Genomic DNA, 2,385 nt, shown 5'->3' with positions numbered 1-2,385 from the left:
GCGCCAAGGATAGTAGGATTCGAGAAATTGTCGCCTGCACTGCTTACACTTGTAGCATTGTCTCCCTCGACGATGCCCGTTCTTAGCGACTTGAGTTGAATTACATTGAGGACATTTCATTCTTCTATCATGCCAAACCAAGCATTACCCTTGCAGCAACGCCAATTTTGCATACTGGGTTCTGACTGAACCTTACAGCAACCAAATTTTGGCTCTGTTTCGAGCGCAGCAGATCGACGGCATCCTTTTAGAGATTTCCGCTTCCTATACCGCTAGCCTGGATGTACTCAGTTGCCTAAAAGGGCAAATGGGCGATCGCTGTCCGCCTATCGTGGTGATTGACGGTAGCGACGCTGAAATGGCGGTTGAAGGAGGTGTAAATCTCCTGAAAGCTAGTACTGAAAGTTTCAGTTGGAGGGACGCTCGCCCTTCCCATATCTGAGCACTCTAATCCTGAATCATTTGGTGCCTCTACTATGAATCTCAAGTGGAAGCGAATTTTAATATCGATAGCGATCGCCTCTATCTGCTTTCTTGCCCTAATCCCAGTCGTAGATCATCTCAGAATTTGGGCGGCTGGCGGTGTTGGTGTGCGGAGTCTGAGCCAGAAGGTAATGTGAAATTGCTGTATGGCGCTGAGGCTTGCAACATCTCAGCAGCGCAGCAGTAGAGCGGCAAAACAAAAGCCCCAGCAGCAGTGCCAGGGCAAAGGGTATCTATGTAAGCTCAGAGTTCCCTTACTGGGGAAAAATTAACTGGCGATCGCTTCCTGGCCTCTATCCCTGTAATGAACGGAAAAGCCACCATATCAATGTTTGAAACAGCCATAAAGCAAGACTATAGAAAACGACATTGAGGGCAAATCCTCCTAGATCAGCGTAGACATAATCTTCTGGACCGATCTTCCCCCAACCACTCGGCGGTGAGCCGCCCTCTGCATCCCGAACGAACGGAATTGGAAATCCGGCTCTTTGTTCTCCAAACTCACACTGCCCCACTTGACAAGGTTGTGCTCCCGTGCAGATTTCTTGACAATTAGCTGGCTGTTTATAGCCTAGAGAAGCTAGCGTTAACCCTATTCCTACCAGGATTGTTAGAGCAATTAGGATCGCTCTGCGAGCTAAAGGATTACTTCTTACTGCCATTGAGGTTACTGTCTATGCTTCAGCCTTCCAACCTTAACAGCTCGCAACTGTGCGATCGCCCCTCCCACATCTGGGCACCCTAATTCTGAATCACTTGGTGCTCGCTATAAGTTTCAATGGAAGAAGATCCTAGCCCTAATCGCCATCCTCTAATTCTGACCAGAACAATTCCCCAATAGTTGCGATCCAAATCTGCCCAAACAGCCAGAGCAAAACTCCGATGAGCTTGCAGCCAAGCAAGGCGACAAATGCTGCGATGATCATGGGCGATCGCCCTCCTCAAGGATTGAGTTTACGATATCACTGCAATGGCTGATGGCAGCGGCGATCGCCTTTCCCAGATCTGGGCACCCTAACTCTAAATCACTTGGTGCTTGCTATAAATTTCAATGGAAGAAGATCCTAGCCCTAATCGCCCTGCTCCTGAAAGGCTGACCAAACAGGGGCGAATCAAAAAATACAGTTTCCTCATTGCAATAATCCCGATTCTAGGGATAGTCGGTGTGGTTGCTCATCAGCAGTCGCAAAATGCTCTCGACAGTCAACCGAACTACGAATACCCTTCCATCTCCCGGCAGAATGCAGCGCTGGCGCAGGAGCCAGGAGCTAGCCAATTAGCCTAAGTGATTGAAGTGCAGAGCGGTGATGTTCTGACTGTCCAAAAGGGGTGGCGCTCAGAAAGGCTAAGGCTGTGTGGGATTGATGCCCCTGAGCTAGAGCCTTGGGTTTGGCGACAGCAACATTCAAAGTAAGGCATCGCAGCTGGCAATACCAGGGGGAGGCGATTGGAACTGAACGTAGAGGGTTGTTGAAAGACTTGAACAAGAAAAAGTTGAGTTAATGCGCAGGCGATCGTCCAATGCTGCCGACCCTGAGTATTGGCTAGACATTGAAGAATGCAAAGCACGAGATTCCGTTATTCCGGCAAAACGTTCGGGCTTAACCTTTGAAAAGTATGTCTCCATCGCACCGCTTCAACCACCCCATTATGCGATGCCAAAGCGACTTAAGAAACAGCATAACTTTCCCTAACTTTTAGGCATCGTCAGCGCCGAGGTTAGCGAATACATTGATGTACATGAGGAACGAAACGGGAACCACACAACGAACCCAACCCGCTCTCTCGACAAAAGCTTGAAGTCACTCCACAACCTGCTGCATGTAGTCTCTCCCAGATAGCATCAGCCAGTGCAACTCCCACCGGAAAGCTTGCAACCTGCAAGGCTCCAGCCTGGGCAGA

General features: G+C 49.4%; 7 protein-coding genes. 4 read left to right on the top strand and 3 right to left on the bottom strand.

Going from position 1 to position 2,385, the window contains the following annotated elements; translation table 11 throughout:
* Positions 1 to 208 precede the first annotated feature (208 nt).
* Both H6F88_RS00075 and H6F88_RS00070 read left to right on the top strand, forming a co-directional pair.
* Positions 209 to 442: a hypothetical protein gene (locus tag H6F88_RS00075; protein WP_190640728.1), complete on the top strand. Its 234-nt coding sequence runs from the start codon at positions 209 to 211 to the stop codon at positions 440 to 442.
* A gap of 45 nt (positions 443 to 487) precedes the next feature.
* On the top strand, positions 488 to 670 hold the full coding sequence (locus H6F88_RS00070) for a hypothetical protein (RefSeq protein WP_190640727.1): 183 nt from the start codon (positions 488 to 490) through the stop codon (positions 668 to 670).
* 106 nt (positions 671 to 776) lie between these two features.
* On the opposite strand, the gene H6F88_RS00065 is transcribed toward H6F88_RS00070, so the two are convergent.
* Together H6F88_RS00065 and H6F88_RS33770 are read right to left on the bottom strand one after the other, a co-directional pair.
* The gene (locus H6F88_RS00065) at positions 777 to 1,145 is read right to left on the bottom strand and encodes a hypothetical protein (RefSeq protein ID WP_190640726.1); all 369 of its coding nucleotides are present in this window, start codon (positions 1,143 to 1,145) and stop codon (positions 777 to 779) included.
* 135 nt (positions 1,146 to 1,280) lie between these two features.
* A complete protein-coding gene (locus H6F88_RS33770) occupies positions 1,281 to 1,409 on the bottom strand; it encodes a hypothetical protein (RefSeq protein ID WP_277882121.1) in 129 nt (42 codons plus the stop codon).
* Positions 1,410 to 1,534: 125 nt separating this feature from the next.
* Between H6F88_RS33770 and H6F88_RS00060 the strand changes: the two genes are divergently transcribed.
* Together H6F88_RS00060 and H6F88_RS00055 are read left to right on the top strand one after the other, a co-directional pair.
* On the top strand, positions 1,535 to 1,768 hold the full coding sequence (locus H6F88_RS00060; protein ID WP_190640725.1) for a hypothetical protein: 234 nt from the start codon (positions 1,535 to 1,537) through the stop codon (positions 1,766 to 1,768).
* Between the two features lie 217 nt (positions 1,769 to 1,985).
* On the top strand, positions 1,986 to 2,177 hold the full coding sequence (locus H6F88_RS00055) for a hypothetical protein (protein WP_190640724.1): 192 nt from the start codon (positions 1,986 to 1,988) through the stop codon (positions 2,175 to 2,177).
* A 25-nt stretch (positions 2,178 to 2,202) separates the two neighbouring features.
* Here H6F88_RS00055 and H6F88_RS32890 read toward each other — a convergent pair.
* A partial coding sequence (locus tag H6F88_RS32890; RefSeq protein WP_206756411.1) for a hypothetical protein occupies positions 2,203 to 2,385 on the bottom strand: 183 nt, incomplete at its 5' end.

The organism is Oculatella sp. FACHB-28 (assembly GCF_014696015.1).
GTDB lineage: Bacteria > Cyanobacteriota > Cyanobacteriia > Elainellales > Elainellaceae > JAAUTN01.
Note: the sequence above shows the minus strand (reverse complement) of the source record. Positions and strands in the feature narration are given on the sequence as shown.

Excerpts from the sequence above, each read along its gene's own strand:
- H6F88_RS33770 (WP_277882121.1), bottom strand. The coding sequence starts at position 1,409 with ATGATCATCGCAGCATTTGTCGCCTTGCTTGGCTGCAAGCTCATCGGA.
- H6F88_RS00065 (WP_190640726.1), bottom strand. The coding sequence starts at position 1,145 with ATGGCAGTAAGAAGTAATCCTTTAGCTCGCAGAGCGATCCTAATTGCT.
- H6F88_RS00060 (WP_190640725.1), top strand. The coding sequence starts at position 1,535 with ATGGAAGAAGATCCTAGCCCTAATCGCCCTGCTCCTGAAAGGCTGACC.
- H6F88_RS00055 (WP_190640724.1), top strand. The coding sequence starts at position 1,986 with ATGCGCAGGCGATCGTCCAATGCTGCCGACCCTGAGTATTGGCTAGAC.